Here is a 17880-nt window from a genome sequence, read left to right on the forward strand (position 1 = left end):
TGCACGGGCGTTCCGTGCGGGAATCACGGGTCCGTCGTGCGAGGACCCGGCCCAGACTCACGACCATGGACACACAGCAGCCCCGTCTCGATCGCGCACAGCACGACGGCGCCCACCGTGAGCACGGTCCGGGCCGCCATCTGCTGGAACGGTGGCCGTCCCTCGTGGGACTGCTCGCTCTCCTCCTCAACGTCACGAACGGCGCCGACGCGCACGTGACCGCGATGATCATCGTCATCGCCTCGGCGTGCTACCTGGCGACGAGCGTGATCGGGTCACGGCGGAGCGGCTGGATCGTGGTCGGAGGTGCGATCGTCGCCGTCGTCCTCGCTCGCGTCACCGGGCTCGACCCCACCGTGACGGTGCTCGTCCTGGGCGCGGTGCTCGCGGTGCTGGGTCTCCTCCGGGGTGCCGACGTCGACCGCCGCGAGCTGGGCACCCAGGCCCTGGGGTTCCTGGGCTTTAGCGCGGTCGCGCTCACGGCCATGATGGTGGGTCCGCTCCCCGCTCTCTACCTCGCGGCGCTGGCCGCCGTCGGGCACGCCGCGTGGGACGTCGTCCACCTCGTCGGGGACCGGGTCGTGCCGCGCTCCCTCGCGGAGGCGTGCTTCGTGCTCGACCTCGGCCTCGGCGTCGCGATGCTGTGCCTCGCCGCCTTCGCATAGAGGAAGGTCGGCAGAATGGTGGGGACAGCACACCGGACGCGGAGGTCGGTCATGGGGCACGTCGTCGTCGCGAACTTCATCAGCATCGACGGCGTCATCCAGTCGCCGCTCTCTGCGACCGAGGACCCCGAGGGTGGGTTCAGGCACGGCGGGTGGGTGTCGGAGGGCAGCGACGACACCGTCGACGCGTTCATGCGTGACGTGACGCTCGGGGCAGCGGGGATGCTGCTCGGCCGACGCACCTACGACATCCTCAGGGACGCCTGGGCCGACGCCGACGAGTCCGAGCCCGCCGTCGCCGCGATGAACCGCATGCCGAAGCACGTGGTCTCCTCGTCCTCGCGAAACCTGGGATGGCAGGGGTCCCGACTGCTCGAGGGCGACCTCGCGGACGCGGTGCGAGACCTCCGGGAGCGCACCGACGGCACGCTCGTCGTCCTCGGGTCCGGCACCCTGGTCAGCAGCCTGGCCGAGCACGACCTCGTCGACGAGTACCGGCTCCTCGTCTTCCCCGGGTGCCCCGGGCCGCAGCTACCTGGTCGGCCGCACGTCCCCGGGACGACGAAGGGCCCCACCACGAGGTGGGGCCCTTCGGCTGCGCTCACGGCACGCTGTCCGAGAGGTCAGACGTCGTCGGCCTTCTTGGCGGCGTCCTCCGCGGCGGACTCGGCTGCCTCGCGGGCCTTCTTGCCGGCGTCGCCGAGGTCGTCCTTCGCGTCCGCGGCGGCGTCCTTGGCGGACGAGGCCGTGCTGCGGGTGGTGCTGCGCGCGCGGCTGGTGGCCTTCTTGGCGGCGTCCTTGGCGTCGGAGACGGCGTCGCTGACGCGGTCGCTGACGTCGTCGCGGACCTCGGCGGCGCGCTCGGCGAGCTTGTCGGTCGCCTCGCGACCCTTCGCCACGGCGGCTCCGGCGGCCTCGCCCAGCGACTCGGCGGCGTCCCCGACGGCGTGGCGGGCGTCGCCGACGACGTCGTCGAAGTGGACCTGCTGCTCCTCCTGCTCCCACGGCTCGGCCCAGGGGTCGGTCGTGGGCTGCGCGCGGCGGTAGAGCACGTAGCCGACGCCAGCCGCGGTGACGCCGCCGGCGATCCACCACAGGGTGCGGCCCTTGCCCTTCGAGGCGTCGGCCTCGGCGGCCTTCGCCGCTGCCTTGTCGGCCGCGGCGGCGAGCTTGGCTGCCGCCTTCTCCGCCGCCTTGTCCGCGTGCTTCGAGGCCTTCTTGCCAGCCTTGCCCGCGGCCTTCTGCGCCTGCTTCGCGGCCTCGGCGGCGGCCTTCTGCGCCTCCTTGGCGAGCTTGCGCGCCTTCTTGCCGGTCGCGACCGCCGTGGCCGTGGCCGCGGCGGCGGTCGCCTCGGCCGCGTTGTCGGCCGCGCGCTGGGCGGAGTCGGCGGCGCTGGCGGCAGCGGCGTTGAAGCTCGCGACGATCTTCGGCAGCACGTCGTCGACGAGCTTGTCGTGCGCGGTGTCGATGGCGGGCGCGGCCTTGCCCGCGGCCTTCTCGACGCGCGGCGCGGCGGCCTGGATGCTGTCCTGCCAGGCCTTCTCGACGCGCGGCTGGAGCCATTCGAGGAAGGCCTCGACCTTGGGTGAACCCCACTCCTTGGCCTGCACGGCGGCGTCCTTGGCCTGGTCCGCGAGCTGGCTCGCCGCGCTCTGCGCGGTCGCGGCGGCCTGCGCGGCCTGGTCCTTGAGCTTCTCGGTGTCGATCGACTCGAGCGTGTCCTTGACGGAGTCGCTCGCTGAGCGAGAACGGGTCATGCGTGCTCCCCGGGGTCGTCGTCCGACGGGACGAAAGGGCGGATGCGATGGGCGTTTCCGACCACTCTGCCACCACCGTGCCCGCCCCGCGAGACATCGCGTCGGACGGGTCGCGCGCGGGTCTCGTGGGAGGATGGTGCCCATGTTCGCAACCCTCCACACGACCGCAGGTGACATCCGGATCGAGCTCCTGCCGAACCACGCCCCGAAGACGGTGGCGAACTTCGTCGGGCTCGCCCAGGGCACCACGACGTGGTCCGACCCCCGCACCGGCGCAGAGCGCACCGAGCCCTTCTACGACGGCCTGATCTTCCACCGCGTGATCCAGGACTTCATGATCCAGGGCGGCTGCCCGCTGGGCACCGGGACCGGTGGCCCCGGCTACACGTTCAACGACGAGATCCACCCCGAGCTCCAGTTCGACCGCCCCTACCTCCTGGCGATGGCGAACGCGGGCCTGCGCCGCAACCCGGTCACGGGTGAGGTCGAGGGCACCAACGGGTCGCAGTTCTTCATCTCGACGGTCCCCACCACCTGGCTCAACGGCAAGCACACGATCTTCGGCGAGGTCGCGGACGACGCGTCCCGTGCGGTGGTCGACGCGATCAACACGACGCCGACCCGCCCGGGCGACCGCCCGCAGGAGGACATCGTCATCACGTCGGTCACCATCGAGGACTGACCATCTCGACCACACCTCCCGGGCCCCCCGGCCCGCCCGCGTACGGGACGGCCGGACCGCACGACGGTCCCGCCGTCCCGCCCGTGTGCCCGCGGCACCCGGACCGGGTGTCGTACGTGCGCTGCCAACGCTGCGGCCGCCCCGCGTGCCCCGAGTGCCAGCGACCGGCGGCCGTCGGCGTGCAGTGCGTCGACTGCGTGCGCGAGGCGGCCCGGCAGGCGCCGACGCAGCGCAGCGCGCTCGGCGGCAAGGTCCACGGCGGCCCGCCGGTCGTGACGTTCACGATCATCGGACTGTGCGTCGTGAGCTGGATCCTCCAGCTCGTCACGGGCGGGACGTGGACGAGCATGCTGGCGTTCGCCCCGTGGATCGGGGAGCTCCAGCCCTACCGCTTCCTCACGGCGGCGTTCCTGCACTCGACGAGCCCCGTCCACATCCTCTTCAACATGTACGCCCTGTGGGTGACGGGACCGTTCCTCGAGCAGCAGCTCGGGAGGCTGCGGTTCACGGCGCTGTACCTGCTGTCCGCGCTCGGCGGGTCGGTCGGGTACCTCGTCCTCGCGGGCGGCCCCACGTCGGACGCCTGGGTGACCCCGGTCGTCGGCGCCTCGGGCGCGGTGTTCGGGCTGTTCGGCGCGATCCTGCTCGTGCTGCGGCGCACCGGCCGCAACGCGATGCAGATCGTCGTGCTCATCGGTATCAACTTCGCGATCGGGCTGTTCTTCGCCAACATCGCGTGGCAGGCACACCTCGGTGGCCTCGTCACCGGCCTGGTGCTCGGCGCTGCGTACGCCTACGCGCCGAAGGATCGGCGCACGCTCGTGTCCGTGGGGGCGACGGTCGTCGTCGCGGTGGCCCTGGTCGCGGCAGCGTGGCTGACGTACGCCTCGGTGGACCAGTTCGGTCACCTCGTCGGCTGAGGCCAGCCGGACGAGTTATCCCCAGGGTTACTCACAGGTGTGGAACTACACCGGTGTCGTTCCTCGCACACCTCCGGGCGCGACGGCGGCCGGGAATCCCCGAACGCCGTCGTGCCCGCTACTTCCAGCGTGTGGTGAGCGCGAAGCCGGCGATGATGAACGCGAAGCCGACGCCGAGGTTCCAGGCGCCCAGCGCCGGGATCGGGAGCTGCGCGGACCCGCTGAGATAGAACAGCACGATCCACGCCAGCCCGACGAGCATGAGCCCGAGCATCGTGGGCACGAGCCAGCGCGGGTTGCCCGACTCGGGCTTGGGCACGCTCGGCGGACGCTGCGGCTTGGGCTTCTTGCGCGACTTCGACTCGGGCACGAGGGAGGGCTCCTGTCCTGGTGGGGTCCGCTGCCGACGGCGTCGGGACGCACCGCGGGAGCGGACGCCTGCCGTCGTCGTGCAGGAACCGTGCATGGCTCGGGCGAAGGTCGTCGACGCGCCGCGAGGCTCCGTAGGAGCACGGGTCCGTCACGATCGTGGACGACGTTCGTCGACTAGCGTAGTGGGCGCACACAATAGGCACGGACACCGCGCGCGGGCAACGCCCCTGTCGCGGCGACGACGACACGACAGACGCACGGCCAGGACACATCGGCGAGACGGTCGACGACCTCGTCCGCCCAGGAAGGAGACGGTCGCGTGAGCAGCACCGACCCCGCCTCCGCGACGCCGGACGAGCCCGCCGAGGCGGTCGCGGCCGGTCCCGCGCCGTCGCCCGCCGCTCCTGCCGCGCCCCCGCGCTCACGCAGGGTCCGGTCCGCCGTGACCGTCGCGCTCGTCCTCGCGCTCGCCGGCGTGATGTTCACGGCGAACGCGCGCCTCGCGCGGGGCGAGGACTCGCGTCACCCCGAGAACCTCGCGCAGCTCGTCGACCGTGAGTCGGACCGCGTGGCGAACCTCTCGGCCCAGGTCGACGCGCTCACGGAGGAGATCGCGGGACTGTCGCAGACCGGCGACGCGCCGGCCGGCGTCGACCCCGACCTCGCGTCGCGCACCGCGGTGGCGGCCGGCACGACGCCGGTCAGCGGCACGGGCCTGTCCGTCTCGCTCGACGACGCGCCCCCGGAGGGCAACTACCCGCCGCAGATCCGTCCGGACGACCTGGTCGTGCACCAGCAGGACATCCAGTCCGTCGTCAACGCGCTGTGGGCCGGCGGCGCGGAGGCGATGACGCTCCAGGGTCAGCGCGTCACCGCGACGTCGGCGTTCCGCTGCGCGGGCAACATCCTCCTGCTGCACGGCCGCGTGTACTCGCCGCCCTACGTCGTGGAGGCCGTGGGCGACCCCGACGCGCTGCGCGACGCCCTGGAGCGCTCACCCGGCGTGCAGGTCTACCAGGAGTACGTCGACGCCGTGAACCTGGGCTGGTCCGTCGAGGACAAGTCGGACCTCGAGCTCCCCGGCTACGAGGGCGCGCTCGAGCTCCGCTACGCCCGACCCTCCGACGCGGTGGCGTCGTGACGGCCACCGCCCCCGCGCCGGTGCGGCACGCGGGCCGCCGCTCCTCGGGGCGCGGCGCGGTCTCGACGGTCGTCGGCATCGTCGGGGAGCTGCTCATCACGCTCGGGATCCTGCTGGGCCTGTACGTCGTCTGGCAGCTCTGGTGGACGGACGTGCAGGCGGACCGCGTGCAGGCGCAGGTCCTGGAGGAGATGGACGCTCCGACGCCGGACGCCGCGGACGTCGCGACGGCCGTGCGCCGGGACGAGCCGCCGGTCATGGAGGCGCCCGCCCTCGGCGAGGTGTGGGGCACGCTCTACGTGCCGCGCTGGGACGGCAAGATGATGCCGATCGCCGAGGGGACGGACAAGCGCTCGATCCTCGACCAGGGCCAGGCGGGGCACTACCCGGAGACCGTCATGCCGGGTGACGTCGGCAACTTCTCGCTCGCGGGGCACCGGCAGACGTACGGCAAGATCTTCCACGACGTGGAGGAGCTCGAGATCGGCGACCCGATCGTCGTGGAGGCCGGCGGGGTCTGGTACGTGTACCGCGTGGACCACATGCAGGCCGTGAAGCCCGACCAGGTGGAAGCCGTGGCGCCCGTCCCGTGGCAGCCCGGCGTCGAGCCGACGGAGCGGTACCTCACCCTGACGACGTGCCACCCGATCGGGCTGAACTCGCTCGTGGCGCGGTTCATCGTCAACGCGAAGCTGGACTACTGGATGCCCGTCGAGGACGGCACACCGCCCGACCTGGTCGGCCAGGCGGCACCTGCGGCCGAAGGGAGCGCGTGATGTACGGGGCGCTGTGGCGCGTGCTGCCCGGGCCCGCGTGGGTCCGGGTGCTGATCCTGCTCGTCCTCGCGGCCGCCGTCGTGCTCGCGTGCTTCGAGTGGCTGTTCCCGATCGTGTCCGAGTACATGCCGTTCAACGACCCCAACATCCAGACCGACGCCGCCGGCGCAGTGTCCGTGGAGGCCCCGCGATGACCCACCAGACCCGCATCCTCGTCGTGGACAACTACGACTCGTTCGTCTACACGATCGTCGGCTACCTCGACCAGCTCGGCGCCCAGACCGTCGTCGTGCGCAACGACGCCGTGCCCGAGCCCGACGCCGAGGGGCGGTTCCACGACGCCGACGGGACCGTGTTCGACGGCGTGCTCGTCTCCCCCGGGCCGGGGACCCCGAAGGAGGCGGGCCAGAGCGAGCAGGTCATCCGTGCGTGCGCGGCGTCGCGCACGCCGATGCTCGGCGTGTGCCTGGGCCACCAGGCGCTCGCCGAGGTGTACGGCGCGACGGTCACGCACGCTCCCGAGCTCATGCACGGCAAGACGAGCCTCGTCGAGCACGAGGGCGAGGGCGTCCTGGCCGGGCTCCCCGCCCCGTTCACCGCGACGCGCTACCACTCGCTCGCCGTCGTGAGCGACACCGTGCCCGCCGAGCTCGAGGTGACCGCGTCGACCTCCGGCGGCGTCATCATGGGACTCCAGCACAAGGACCTGCCCCTGCACGGCGTCCAGTTCCACCCCGAGTCCGTGCTCACCGAGGGTGGCCACCGCCTGCTCGCGAACTGGCTCGAGGCCTGCGGGCTCGACGGCGCCGTCGCGCGTTCGGCGGGCATGGCGCCGCTCGTCCGGCAGTAGCCCGGCAAGACCCGGCGCCGCCTCTGCCAGCACGACGAACGGGCCCCCACCTCGCGAGGTGGGGGCCCGTTCGTCAGGGTGCTCGGGGCACGGCGACCGATCAGCCGTCGCCGTTGCCCCCGCCGTTGCCCCCGCCCGGTCCGCCGCCGCCGTTGTCTCCACCGGTCGACGGGCCGGGACCGGTCGAGACGATGAGCGACACCTCCGTGCCGACCTCGACCTCGGTGCCGCCCCCGGGGTCGGAGCCGATGACGACCCCGGCCGGCCACTGGTCGGACTCCTGGTTCTGCTGCGTCCCGGGGTTGAGCCCAGCACCTCCGAGGGCGTCCTGCGCCTGGTCCAGGGTCATGCCGACGAGGTTGTTCGGGACGTTCGTGGTCTCCGCTGCACGCGGGATCGCGACGTCGATGGTCACCTCCGAGCCCTGCGGCACGCTGCCGGCGTTGGGTCGCTGCGCGACGACCTGACCTTCGGGCTCGTCGGACTCCACCTCGTTGACGACCGGCTTGAGGCCGAGGTCCGTGATCTTCTGCTCGGCGCTCTGGCGCTGGTCGCCCACGAGCTCAGGAAGGGCGACGAGTCCGGACGAGACGTAGAGCGTGACGGTCGAGCCGCCGGCGACGGACTGACCGGCCGCGGGATCGGTGCGCGTCGCCGCGTCCTTCGGGACGTCCTTGGAGTCCTCGGAGCCGCCCGACGTGACGGTCAGCCCCTGTCCCTCGAGGATCTGGCGCGCCTCGTCCTGGGTCTTGCCCTTGACGTCCTGGATCACGACGGCGTCGGGACCGGCGGAGAAGAAGGCCGTGACGGTCGAGCCGAGGTCGGCCTCGGTGCCGCCCGCGGGATCGGTCTTCGTGAACGTCCCCTCGGCCTCGGTCGACTCCTGGTCGATCGCCTGGGCGTACTCGAAGCCGGCGTCGGTGATCGTCTTCTCGGCCTCCTCGGGCGTGACGCCCGCGGACAGGGTCGGGACCGTGGCGGTCGTCGGTTCCTCCTCGCCCTGGCTGTTGATGACGAGCATCGTGATGATCGCGGCGAGGGCGAGCACGCCGATCGCGATGAGGGTCCACATGAGGCCCTTGCGGCTCTTGGGCTCCTCCTCGTCCTCCCCCGGGACCTCGTCGCCGGGCGGGACGGCCGGGGCCACGCTCGTCGCCCACGGGTTCGGGGCGGCGGCCGTGGGGGCCATGACCTGCGTGGCGGACTCCACCATCGTGGGCTGGAGGTCCGCGGCCGCGGCGGCGGCACCGAGGCCGGCCGCGGCGGCGGCGACCCCGAGCGCGGGCGCCGTGATCGCCCCGCCGCGCACGGCGTTCTCGAGGTCGGCGCGGAACTCCGCCGCGTTCGAGTACCGGGCCGTGCGGTCCTTGGCGAGCGCCTTGAGCGTGATGCGGTCGAGGACCTCGGGCACGTCGGGCGCGACGGCGCTCGGCGTCGCCGGGGCCTCGCGCACGTGCTGGTAGGCCACCGCGACGGGCGAGTCGCCGATGAACGGCGGGCGGCCGGTGAGCAGCTCGTAGAGCAGGCAGCCGGTGGAGTACAGGTCGGAGCGCGCGTCGACGGTCTCCCCGCGCGCCTGCTCCGGCGAGAGGTACTGGGCGGTGCCGATCACGGCCTGGGTCTGCGTCATCGTCGCGGCCGAGTCCGCCATGGCGCGGGCGATGCCGAAGTCCATGACCTTGACGGCGCCCGTGGGCGTGATCATGACGTTCGCGGGCTTGATGTCGCGGTGCACGATGCCGGCGTGGTGCGAGTACTCGAGGGCCGCGAGCACGCCCGCCGTGATCTCGACCGCCTCGTCGATGGGGACGGCCTGGCCGTCGCGGAGGATGTCGCGGACGGTGTGGCCCTCGACGTACTCCATGACGATGAACGGGACGTGCACCGAGTTGCCGGTGGCGTCCGCGTGGACGTCCTCGCCGGTGTCGTACACCGCGACGATGGCCGGGTGGTTGAGGGACGCCGCCGCCTGGGCCTCGCGACGGAAGCGCGCGAGGAAGGTGGGGTCGCGGGCGAGGTCGGACCGCAGGATCTTGATCGCGACGGTGCGACCGAGGCGGTTGTCGTGCCCGATGTGCACCTCGGCCATGCCACCACGGCCGATGAGCTCACCGACCTGGTAGCGCCCGGCAAGCACTCGGGGAGCGTTGTCCACCACTCATTCGTCCTTCGGTGTCGTCGGAGCCGCGGGCGCGTCCGCGCGCGGCACATCTGGCGCAATCATCCCACTGGAGGGCGTCCGGGAAAGCCGGGAACACAACGATGTCGTCACGATGTCACCCGTCCGGAGGGAGGCGGGGTTCCTGGCGGTGCGGCGTCGGACACGGTCTCGACGACGGTCGCGGGAGCCGCGTCCGCATCGCCCCCGTCCCGGTCGCCCAGGGAGGCGATCGTCGCGACGACGAGCACGAGGAGCAGCCCCAGCAGGGCCACCAGGGGCCACGTGAGGCCGTTCGGCAGCCCGCCGAGGCGCCGCCCCGTCGTCGTGGACGTGCGGCGGCCGGCGGACGACCGCGACGGGGCCGCCTGGGACTGCCGTCGGGCCTCGGCCCGCGTGGCCGGAGCTGCTGACGGGGTGCTCGCGGCCGAGCCTGCGCCCGGCCGCGCGCCGCCGCGAGCGGGCTGCGGGCGTCGGGACGAGCGGGTGCCGCCGTGCATCTCGCGGCGCGGCGGGTAGGCGCGGGGACTGGCAGGGTCCTCGCCGGCCGGCGCGGGGACCGGGCGCTCCCATGGCAGGGCGGGCCCTGGGGCGGGCGGCGTGTCGGACGGCGGAGCGGCCGTCCGACCGACGGGCTCGGCACCGTCCCCGGCGGAGGGCCCGTCGGCGGGCTCCGCGGCGTGGGCACCGGGTCGCGGCTCGGGAGCGACCCAGGGCGTCGCCGGGTCCACGGGGTGCGGGTCGCGCACGGCGGCCGGGATGACGAGCGGCGTGATGACGGGAGCGGGGTCCGGCTCGGGCGCCGGAGGGGCGTCGTCCGCCGTCGCGCGCGCACGACGACCGCGCCGGGTGTTGGCGGCCGCGCCGGCACGGGCGGACCACGGGTCGGCTGCGAGGCGCCCCTGGATCTCCTCGAAGACCCGCGCGAGGGCGTCGGCCGGGTGCGGCCGCGCCAGCGGGTCCTTGGCGAGCATGATCATGACGAGCTCGGAGAGCTCCGGGTCGACCGACGACGGGAGCGGCGGCACGGGCTCGTTGACGTGCGCGACCGCGATGTCGACCGGGGTGGACCCGGTGAACGGCCGGTTCCCGATGATCGACTCGTACGCGACGATGCCCAGCGCGTAGATGTCCGACGCCCCCGTGGCCGCCTGCCCGACGGCCTGCTCGGGTGACAGGTACTGGGCGGTGCCCATCACCATGCCGGTCGCGGTCATCGGGACCTGGTTGGCCGCGAGCGAGACGCCGAAGTCGGTGATCTTCACCGTGCCGGATCGGTCGATGAGGATGTTGCCCGGCTTGACGTCGCGGTGCACGACGCCGGACAGGTGCGCCGCGTGGAGGGCGCGTGCCGTCTGGGCGAGGATCGGCAGGAGCCGGGCGGGCGGGAGCACGGGCTCGCGCTCCAGCAGGTCCGCCATGGGCTCGCCCACGACGAGCTCCATGACGAGGTACCCGGAGCCGTTGGTCTCGCCGTAGTCGTACATCTGGGCGATGTTGGGGTGCGAGAGCGCGGCGCTGTTGCGGGCCTCGGTCCGCAGCCGGTTGAGGAAGTCCTCGTTGCCCGCGTACTCGGTCCGCAGGACCTTGACGGCCACCTCGCGCCCGAGCGCGTCGTCGGCCGCGACCCACACCTCGCCCATGCCGCCGACGGCGATGCGCCGCACCAGGCGGTAGCGGTTGCCGAGCGTCAGCCCCCTCACGGGCTTCATCCGTTCAACACCGCCTCCATGACGGCGCGCGCGATCGGCGCGGCGATCGCGCCGCCGGTCGCCTCGTTGCCCAGCGAGCCGCCGTTCTCGACGATGACCGCGACCGCGACCTGCGGGTCGTCGGCGGGCGCGAAGCTCGTGAACCACGCGTGCGGTGCGGCCTCGCCGCCCGTCTCGGCGGTCCCGGTCTTCCCGGCGACCGCCACGCCCGGGATCTGCGCCGCCTTCCCGGAGCCGTTCTCGACGACGCCCCGCATCATCTGCGTGAGCTGGTCGGCCGTCGACGGCGACACCGAGGTGCGGAGGCGGCGCGGCTCGGACTGGCGGACGACGTCGAGGTCGGGGTTGCGGATCGTCTCGACCGTGTACGGGGCCATCTGCACGCCGTCGTTCGCGATCGCGGCGGCGACCATCGCCATCTGGAGCGGCGTGACCTTGACCTCGCCCTGCCCGATGCCCGCGCGCGCGATGCCGGCCGGGTCCGCGCCGGGGGTGCCCTCCGCGGGGAACTGGCTGGGGGTGACGTCCATCGGGATCTCGAGCGGCGCGTCGAAGCCGAAGTCCTCGGCCTGGTCCCGCATCGCGTCCTCCCCGAGCGTCATGGCCAGGTCGCCGAACGCGGTGTTGCAGGAGATGCGCAGCGCGTCCGCGAGGGTCATCTCGCCCGTCGGCGAGCAGCGGGTACCGCCGAAGTTCTTCATCGTCTGCGTCGACTGCGGGTAGGGGAGCTCGTCCGGGGCCGGGATCACGGTCTCGGCCGTGTACTGCCCGCTCTCGAGCGCCGCGGCGGACGTGACGATCTTGAACGTCGAGCCCGGCGGGTAGGTGTTGCCGCGGATCGCCCGGTTCGACATCGGGTTGCCGTCGGCGTTGAGGAGCTCCTGGTAGCGCTCGCGCGCGAGGGCGGTGTCGTGCGTCGCGAGCTCGTTGGGGTCGTAGCTCGGCTTGGACACGAGCGCGAGGACGCGGCCGGTCTTCGGCTCGATCGCGACGACGGCGCCGCGCTGGTCGCCCAGCGCGTCCCAGGCGGCCTGCTGCGCCGCGGGGTCGATCGTCAGCTCGACGGACGCGCCCTGGGGCTGCTTGCCGGTGAACAGCGCGCTGAGGCGGTCGAGCCACAGCGAGCTCGCCTCGCCGTTGAGGTAGTCGTTCTCCTTGTCCTCGATCTCCGTGCGCCCGTTGGTGAGCGAGAGGAAACCGGAGACCGGCGCGTAGAGCGGGCCGTTCGAGTACTGCCGCTGGAAGCCGAACGCGTCGTCCACCGGGGTCGAGGACGCGATCGCGTCGCCCGCGACGACGATCGGGCCACGGAACTTGTTGTACTCGCGGTAGATGGTGCGGGCGTTGCGCGAGTCGTTGTTGAGCGAGTCCGCCTGGACGAACTGGATGTACGTCGTCGACACCATGAGCGCGAGGAACATGACGAGGACGACCGTCGCGACGCGACGCAGGGGGACGTTCACCGGGCTCCTCCCCAGGGGTCGGTCTCGGGGTGGGTGCCGTCGGGACCGGGGCGCCGCACGACCTCCGTGCGCAGCTCGTCGGGGTGGGCGGAGACGTCGCCCGTCTGCCCGACGGCGGGCTGCACGCCCGTCGTCGCGCGCGTCGGACCGGTGGGCGGCCCGACGGCGGCGGGCGCGCCGACCGTGGTGGGCGCGTCGTCGGGCCGGGCACCGACGGCGGGAGCCCCGCTACCCACGACCTCGACCGGGTCGGAGTCGGGGCGCGTGCGCGCCCCGCCGGGGGCCACCTGTCCGCGCACGGGCAGGGACGAGGGCCGGCGCGCGTCGTCGGAGATGCGCAGCAGCAGGCCCACGACCAGCCAGTTCGCGAGGAGCGACGACCCGCCCTGGGCGACGAACGGCATGGTGAGCCCCGTGAGCGGGATGATCCGGGTGATCCCGCCGACAACGACGAAGAGCTGCCACGCCATGACGAACGCGAGCCCGCCGGCGAGCAGCTTGCCGAACCCGTCGCGCACGCCGATCGCGGTGCGCAGGCCGCGCTCCACGAGGATGAGGTAGGCGAGCAGGATGCCGATGAGGCCGGTGAGGCCGAGCTCCTCGCCGAGCGAGGCGTAGATGAAGTCGGAGAAGGCGTACGGCACCGTGCGCGGGTAGCCCGCGCCCCACCCGGTGCCGAACAGGCCGCCGTTGCCCAGGGAGAACAGGCCGCCCACGAGCTGGCCCGAGCCACCGGGGCTGCGGCCGAAGATCTCGGGGTCGAACGGGTGGAGCCACACGTCGACGCGCGCCTGCACGTGGCCGAACGTCGACGCCGCGAGGACCGCGCCGACCGCGATGAGCAGCAGACCGATGACGACCCAGCTCACGCGCTCGGTCGCGATGTACAGCATCGCGACGAACAGGCCGAAGAACAGGAGCGACGTGCCGAGGTCGCGCTCGAACACGAGGATCGCGAGCGAGACCAGCCAGACGATGATGATCGGCCCGAGGTCGCGCAGGCGCGGGAGCTGGAGCCCGAGCACCTTGGGCCCGGCGAGGGCGAGCGTGTCGCGGTTCGTCACGAGGTAGCCGGCGAAGAAGATCGCGAACGCGATCTTCGCGAACTCCGCGGGCTGGAGCGAGAAGCCGAAGACGTTGATCCAGATCTGCGCGCCGTTGATGCGCGTCCCGAGGCCCGGGACGAGCGGCAGCGCGACGAGCACGATGCCCGCGATCATCGCGGTGTACGTGTAGCGGCGCAGGGTCCGGTGGTCGCGCAGGAACCAGATCACCGCGAACGCGCAGAGGATGCCGAGCGCCGTCCACTGGAGCTGGCGCGGCGCGAGGTCCTGGGTGCCGCCCGTGACCTGCGAGCCGAGGTCGAGGCGGAAGATCATGGCGAGCCCGATGCCGTTGAGCGCGACGGCGATCGGCAGGATCACCGGGTCCGCGTACGGTGCCTTGAAGCGCAGCAGGAGGTGCGCGGCGCCCGCGAGCACCACGGTGCCGATGCTGTACACGTAGAAGCGGCCCGGGAGCTCGCCCGTGAGCTGGAGGCCCACGAGCGCGTACGCCCCGATCCCCAGCGCGAGCGCGAGGACGAGCAGACCGAGCTCAGCGCCCCGGCCGGGGCGCACCTCGGTGGTCTCCACCGTGGCCATCAGGCCCCCGAGCCGGCGCCGTCGGTGGGTGCCGGGGTCACGTCGGGCGCCCCGGCCTCCGGGGTCTCGGTCGCGCCCTCGGTGGGCGCCTCCGTGGTGCCGTCGGTCGCGGGGGCGTCGGTGGACTCCTCCGCGGCCTCGGCGACGAGGCGCTCGGCGCGCGCACGGGCATCCTCGAGCGACTGTGCGGGAATGGTGGTCTCCAGGCGGTCGACGACGTAGCCCGGCAGGTCCGCGACGCGCGTCCCGGTGAGCTCGATCGGCGTCGACAGCGTCACCGGGCCGGCGTTCTCCGGGATGCCGCGGAACACGGCCACCTGGCCGTCGGCGACCCCGACGTAGTACTGCGTCTGCGTCCAGCGGTAGCCCGCCCACCCGGCCACGCCCAGGCCGGCGACGACGAGGAGGATCGCGACGACGGTGATCCAGCGGCGCGGCGCACGGCCGGGTCGCACGTCGTCGTCGCCGTCCTCCGCGACGTCGCCCGGTGTCGCCTCGCCCTCGGCGGGCTCGGGTGCGCCGTCCGCGGCGGGCTCCTCGGTCGGGGCGGGGGCGTTCGCGCTGGCCATGAGGGCTGCCGCCCGCGCGGCGGGGCCGTCCGCGGCCGACGTCGGGGCGTCGCGGTCGATCGCCGCGGAGCCGACGACCTGCGCCCCGGTGCCGGGCGCCGTGCCGTCGGGCAGGACGTCGAGGTCCACGATGTCCGCGACCACGACCGTCACGTTGTCCGTGCTGCCGGCACGCAGCGCGAGCTGCAGAAGGTGGTCCGCGCACTCGTCGACGTCGGGGGTGTCCGTGAGCGTCTGGGCGATCGTCTCCGGGCTGACGAAGCCCGAGAGGCCGTCGGAGCACAGGAGCCAGCGGTCCCCCGGCTTCGCCTCCCGCACCGACATGTCCGGCGTGAGGTCGATGTCGAAGTCGCCGAGCACGCGCATGACGACGTTGCGCTGCGGGTGCGTCTCCGCCTCGTCGGGCGAGATGCGGCCCGTGTCCACGAGGTGCTGCACGAACGTGTGGTCGGTCGTGACCTGGGTGAGCTCGCCGTCGCGCAGCAGGTACGCGCGCGAGTCGCCGAGGTGCGCCATCGCGAGCTTGTTGCCCGCGCGCAGGATCGCGGTGACGGTCGTGCCCATGCCCACGAGCTCGGGGTCGGTCACGCTGCGGTCCACGAGGTCCTGGCGGGCGTGGTCGATCGAGCGCTCGAGCTCGGCGAGCGCGTCGTCCGGGCCGTGCGACTCGCCGTCGAGCGGTGCGAGCGCCGCGATGGCGATCGACGAGGCCACGTCCCCCCCGGCGTGGCCGCCCATGCCGTCGGCGACGACCAGCAGGTGCGGCCCGGCGTAGCCGGAGTCCTGGTTGTTGGAGCGCACGAGCCCGACGTCGGAGCGCGCGGCGTAGCGCAGGGCGATGTTCACTGCGGGCTACCTCTGCAGCTCGACGACGGACTGACCGATCCGCACCCGCGTGCCCGGACCCAGCGGCGTCACCTGGGCGATGCGCTGGTCCTCGACGTAGGTGCCGTTGGTGGAGCCGAGGTCCTCGACGAACCAGGACCCGTGCTGCGGGAAGATGCGCGCGTGGCGCGACGAGGAGTAGTCGTCGTCGAGCACGAGCGTGCAGCTCGGTGCGCGGCCGATGAGGATCGACGACGTCGTGAGGGGGATCGTCGTGCCCGTCAGCGGGCCGGCGGTGACGACGAGCCGGGACGGTCCGGCGGGTGCGGCGGGGCGCGCGGGCTCCGCCGCCGCGGCAGGCGTGGGGCCCGACGTCGGGCGCGCGGGCTGCGCAGCGCCCTTGCGGCCCCGGCGTGGCGTGATCTTGGTGCCGTACAGGTCCCGACGCAGCACCCCGATCGCGGAGAGCACGAACACCCAGAGCAGCACCAGGTAGCCCAGCCGCAGCAGGGTGAACGTGAGGTCGGTCATGCGGGCCGGATCACCACTCCTCGTTGTCGGACGCGCCGGTCCAGAACATGATGCGGGTACGGCCGATCGTCAGGGAGTTGCCGTCCAGCAGCGTCGCGGCCGGCACCTGGTGGCCCTCGACGAACAGGCCGTTGGTCGAGCCGAGGTCCGTCGCGATGACGCCCTCCGGCGTCACGCGGATCTCGAGGTGGCGGCGCGAGACGCCCGGGTCGTCGACGACGATGTCGGCCTCGGAGCCACGCCCGATGACGGTGACCGGACCCGTGAGCAGGTAGCGCTGCCCGTCGATGTCGACGAGCGGGTGCCGCGTGCTCGGGGACGCGGACGTCGCGGGGGCGACGTTGCCGCGCACGCTCGCGGAGCGGAGCTGGAAGCGGCCGACGTCGAGCGTGTCGTTCTGCTCGAAGCTCACGCTCACGGGGCCGACGAACGCGTAGTGCTGCGAGGCCGCGTACTGCGTGACGTTCGACGCCAGCTCGTCGGCGAGCGTCTCCGCTCCCCAGCCCTCGACCTGACCGAAGTCGTCCACCGACAGCTCGATGGTGAACTCGTTGGGCACGACCGTGCGCTCGCGGTCCACGACGGCGGCGCGGTCGTCGACCTCGCGCCGCAGCGCGCTCGCGAGCTCGACGGGCTTGACCTCGCTGCGACCGACCTTGGCGAACGCGTTGTTCACCACGCGCTCGACGCCCTTCTCGAAGCGGTCCAGGACTCCCATGCCACCTCCTCCCTCGTGCTCGCTCGTGCTGCGGCTCGTGCCGCGGTCCTCGTCTGCGTCTCCCGGACGTGCTCCGGTGGCTCGCTGGTGCACACCTGCGTCCCGGGCAGACTACCTAGATCGTATCGATCACGTCTGCGACGGAGGCCCGATTCGTCGCACGATCTCCGGACGGATGTGGCGCGTTCGTGGTGGACAGTGTGAACGTCGGGCGTGCAGCCGTCGGGTCACCTCGTCGGTGCGCGACGACCGGCACGTGGCGGCCGTCACGTCCGTCCGCGCGGTTCCAGGCGTCCTCGTGCGCCGTGCTAGTCTTCTGCGGCACGCGCGAGTGGCGGAATGGCAGACGCGCTGGCTTCAGGTGCCAGTGTCCGAAAGGGCGTGGGGGTTCAAGTCCCCCCTCGCGCACGTGAAGAGGGTTTCGACTTCTGAGTCGGACGACCTTCGGAAAGTCCCGGTCAGGTGATCCTGGCCGGGACTTTCTGCGTTACGGGGTCTGTGCCGAGCGGTGGACGACGGCGTTCGCCGGCTCTGGGCGTGGCCGGCCAGGCTCCAGGGGGTTCCTGGGGTGGGTCGGGCGGTGTGCGGAGCCGTCGGAGGGCACGTCAGAGCGTCGCGCGGGCCGTTGTTCGACGCCCGTTGCTGCGGCGTGTGCGCGAGGCTGTCATTGGTGTCTAGTGCGGAGCGGGTTGGTCCCCTTCGCCGGGTGGTCCGCGGCGGTGTCGCCGCAGTGACCGGGTGCTTCTGCCGAGGGGTCGGCTGTCCGCGGGTTCGTTCAGCTGTGTGGCCCAGGGGTCGGGTTCGTCGTGGCGGGTGTACCAGCGGCGGAGCTCGATGGTGTTGTGGGCGGCGAGGTAGATCGCGAGGAGCAGCGCGGTGGCATGCCGATCGAGGATCTGGATGAAGCCGCGGTTGAGGTTGGCATCGGTGAAGCGGATGTGGGCGTTGAAGGTCTCGGCGTAGGTGCGCCTGTTGGAGGAGATGGCCCAGGCTGTCGACTGCCAGGGCAAGGTCTGGCGGTCGCGCTCGTGGGTGGTGTCCGCGACGGTGACGGTGATCCGCCATGGCCACACGAGCGCGGTCCCGAGTTTCTCAGAG

Annotated in this window: 17 protein-coding genes, 1 tRNA gene and 1 pseudogene; 9 read left to right on the top strand and 10 right to left on the bottom strand. The window is 72.8% G+C overall.

Going from position 1 to position 17880, the window contains the following annotated elements:
• The first annotated feature begins 65 nt into the window (after nucleotides 1–65).
• Nucleotides 66–665, top strand: coding sequence for a hypothetical protein (locus ACN9MS_RS00075; protein ID WP_426310160.1), 600 nt, complete (start codon nucleotides 66–68; stop codon nucleotides 663–665).
• 51 nt (nucleotides 666–716) lie between these two features.
• Nucleotides 717–1124, top strand: a pseudogene (locus ACN9MS_RS00080) (dihydrofolate reductase family protein); the annotation flags it as partial.
• 164 nt (nucleotides 1125–1288) lie between these two features.
• Here the strand turns inward: ACN9MS_RS00080 and ACN9MS_RS00085 are convergent.
• Nucleotides 1289–2422, bottom strand: a complete 1134-nt coding sequence (locus ACN9MS_RS00085) for a hypothetical protein (protein ID WP_426310161.1) — start codon at nucleotides 2420–2422, stop codon at nucleotides 1289–1291.
• Between the two features lie 142 nt (nucleotides 2423–2564).
• Here ACN9MS_RS00085 and ACN9MS_RS00090 point away from each other — a divergent pair, with 142 nt between their 5' ends.
• Nucleotides 2565–3104, top strand: coding sequence for a peptidylprolyl isomerase (locus ACN9MS_RS00090; RefSeq protein WP_264028979.1), 540 nt, complete (start codon nucleotides 2565–2567; stop codon nucleotides 3102–3104).
• 83 nt (nucleotides 3105–3187) lie between these two features.
• The gene (locus tag ACN9MS_RS00095; protein WP_426310162.1) at nucleotides 3188–4024 is read left to right on the top strand and encodes a rhomboid family intramembrane serine protease; all 837 of its coding nucleotides are present in this window, start codon (nucleotides 3188–3190) and stop codon (nucleotides 4022–4024) included.
• Nucleotides 4025–4142: 118 nt separating this feature from the next.
• Here the strand turns inward: ACN9MS_RS00095 and ACN9MS_RS00100 are convergent, their stop codons facing one another.
• Nucleotides 4143–4394, bottom strand: coding sequence for a cell division protein CrgA (locus ACN9MS_RS00100; protein WP_047230891.1), 252 nt, complete (start codon nucleotides 4392–4394; stop codon nucleotides 4143–4145).
• Between the two features lie 321 nt (nucleotides 4395–4715).
• Here ACN9MS_RS00100 and ACN9MS_RS00105 point away from each other — a divergent pair, with 321 nt between their 5' ends.
• The 4 genes from ACN9MS_RS00105 to ACN9MS_RS00120 are packed head-to-tail and all read left to right on the top strand — an operon-like array spanning nucleotide 4716 to nucleotide 7163.
• Nucleotides 4716–5537 carry a DUF881 domain-containing protein gene (locus tag ACN9MS_RS00105; RefSeq protein ID WP_426310163.1) on the top strand — a complete coding sequence of 274 codons (822 nt, stop codon included), beginning with the start codon at nucleotides 4716–4718 and terminating at the stop codon, nucleotides 5535–5537.
• Nucleotides 5534–6313 carry a class E sortase gene (locus ACN9MS_RS00110; protein WP_426310164.1) on the top strand — a complete coding sequence of 260 codons (780 nt, stop codon included), beginning with the start codon at nucleotides 5534–5536 and terminating at the stop codon, nucleotides 6311–6313. Before ACN9MS_RS00105 ends, ACN9MS_RS00110 begins: the two co-directional genes overlap by 4 nt.
• Nucleotides 6313–6507 (top strand): hypothetical protein, encoded by a 195-nt coding sequence (locus tag ACN9MS_RS00115; RefSeq protein WP_253051602.1) that lies wholly within the window; start codon nucleotides 6313–6315, stop codon nucleotides 6505–6507. Before ACN9MS_RS00110 ends, ACN9MS_RS00115 begins: the two co-directional genes overlap by 1 nt.
• Nucleotides 6504–7163, top strand: coding sequence for an aminodeoxychorismate/anthranilate synthase component II (locus ACN9MS_RS00120; protein ID WP_426310165.1), 660 nt, complete (start codon nucleotides 6504–6506; stop codon nucleotides 7161–7163). Before ACN9MS_RS00115 ends, ACN9MS_RS00120 begins: the two co-directional genes overlap by 4 nt.
• 100 nt (nucleotides 7164–7263) lie before the next feature.
• On the opposite strand, the gene pknB is transcribed toward ACN9MS_RS00120, so the two are convergent.
• The 7 genes from pknB to ACN9MS_RS00155 form a co-directional block, all read right to left on the bottom strand.
• Nucleotides 7264–9321, bottom strand: coding sequence for a Stk1 family PASTA domain-containing Ser/Thr kinase (gene pknB / locus ACN9MS_RS00125; protein ID WP_426310166.1), 2058 nt, complete (start codon nucleotides 9319–9321; stop codon nucleotides 7264–7266).
• A 110-nt stretch (nucleotides 9322–9431) separates the two neighbouring features.
• Nucleotides 9432–11033 (bottom strand): protein kinase domain-containing protein, encoded by a 1602-nt coding sequence (locus ACN9MS_RS00130; protein ID WP_426310167.1) that lies wholly within the window; start codon nucleotides 11031–11033, stop codon nucleotides 9432–9434.
• Complete coding sequence (locus ACN9MS_RS00135) at nucleotides 11030–12496, bottom strand: peptidoglycan D,D-transpeptidase FtsI family protein (RefSeq protein ID WP_426310168.1); 1467 nt, start codon at nucleotides 12494–12496, stop codon at nucleotides 11030–11032. Before ACN9MS_RS00135 ends, ACN9MS_RS00130 begins: the two co-directional genes overlap by 4 nt.
• Complete coding sequence (locus tag ACN9MS_RS00140) at nucleotides 12493–14139, bottom strand: FtsW/RodA/SpoVE family cell cycle protein (protein ID WP_426310169.1); 1647 nt, start codon at nucleotides 14137–14139, stop codon at nucleotides 12493–12495. The genes ACN9MS_RS00135 and ACN9MS_RS00140 overlap by 4 nt, the downstream gene beginning before the upstream one ends.
• Nucleotides 14139–15554, bottom strand: coding sequence for a Stp1/IreP family PP2C-type Ser/Thr phosphatase (locus ACN9MS_RS00145; RefSeq protein WP_426310170.1), 1416 nt, complete (start codon nucleotides 15552–15554; stop codon nucleotides 14139–14141). Before ACN9MS_RS00145 ends, ACN9MS_RS00140 begins: the two co-directional genes overlap by 1 nt.
• Before the next feature lie 6 nt (nucleotides 15555–15560).
• A complete protein-coding gene (locus tag ACN9MS_RS00150) occupies nucleotides 15561–16064 on the bottom strand; it encodes an FHA domain-containing protein FhaB/FipA (RefSeq protein WP_426310171.1) in 504 nt (167 codons plus the stop codon).
• A gap of 10 nt (nucleotides 16065–16074) precedes the next feature.
• On the bottom strand, nucleotides 16075–16782 hold the full coding sequence (locus ACN9MS_RS00155) for an FhaA domain-containing protein (RefSeq protein WP_047230883.1): 708 nt from the start codon (nucleotides 16780–16782) through the stop codon (nucleotides 16075–16077).
• Nucleotides 16783–17107: 325 nt separating this feature from the next.
• Between ACN9MS_RS00155 and ACN9MS_RS00160 the strand changes: the two genes are divergently transcribed.
• Nucleotides 17108–17190, top strand: a tRNA-Leu gene (locus tag ACN9MS_RS00160).
• A 266-nt stretch (nucleotides 17191–17456) separates the two neighbouring features.
• Here the strand turns inward: ACN9MS_RS00160 and ACN9MS_RS00165 are convergent.
• Nucleotides 17457–17855, bottom strand: coding sequence for a hypothetical protein (locus tag ACN9MS_RS00165; RefSeq protein WP_426310172.1), 399 nt, complete (start codon nucleotides 17853–17855; stop codon nucleotides 17457–17459).
• Between the last annotated feature and the right edge of the window lie 25 nt (nucleotides 17856–17880).

Source organism: Cellulosimicrobium sp. E-16, from assembly GCF_049913115.1.
In the GTDB taxonomy this organism is placed as follows: domain Bacteria; phylum Actinomycetota; class Actinomycetes; order Actinomycetales; family Cellulomonadaceae; genus Cellulosimicrobium.